Origin of the sequence: Sphingobium sp. IP1, from assembly GCF_002708645.1 — a bacterium.
GTDB lineage: Bacteria > Pseudomonadota > Alphaproteobacteria > Sphingomonadales > Sphingomonadaceae > Sphingobium > Sphingobium yanoikuyae.
The window spans coordinates 1-533 of sequence record NZ_NOIW01000269.1; the positions used below are offsets into that span (position 1 = coordinate 1).

Below are 533 nucleotides of genomic sequence, written 5' to 3' on the forward strand. Positions count from 1 at the left end.
CGCATGGGGCCGCCTGGATTGATCCCTGCCTTCCAGTCCTCGTACATCTCGACGATATCGCTGAGCTGAGCGAGGCGACGTTCCTCTTCGATCTCCGAACGGAAGCCGGATTGGGAAGTGCCCGCATAGCCTTCGAACATCATGGCGCTCGCGTGCCCATATTGTATCATGCCCGCGATCACGCCGAAGGGCTGACTGGCGATGTACCATGCAAGGGTGCGGCGGAGCTGACGCGTGCGCCACCGCCAGGGTTCATCACCCTCGTCCGGGATATGATAAAGTGCCAGTATGCGGTCGGCTTCGGCGGGCGCCGCCGCTGCCATTTCTTCGGCGAGCCGGCGACACTCTTTGGCAAAGTAATTCAGGTATACGGTCGATTGATGCGCCGTAAGCTGGACATTGCCCACCCCCCGAATCAAGGCCGGTTTGAACAGGGGCTCATCATCTCGCGGCGCTTCCGTTCGATCGGCGCTGTTGTGTAGATAGTCCTGCAACCGTATTGCTGCCAATACGGCCCTGGCAACAGGCTCTAT

General features: G+C 60.0%; 1 pseudogene. It reads right to left on the minus strand.

Features of this window, described 5'->3' with window-relative positions:
• Positions 1-494 (minus strand): annotated as a pseudogene (locus CG471_RS29910) (hypothetical protein); the annotation flags it as partial.
• Positions 495-533 lie beyond the last annotated feature (39 nt).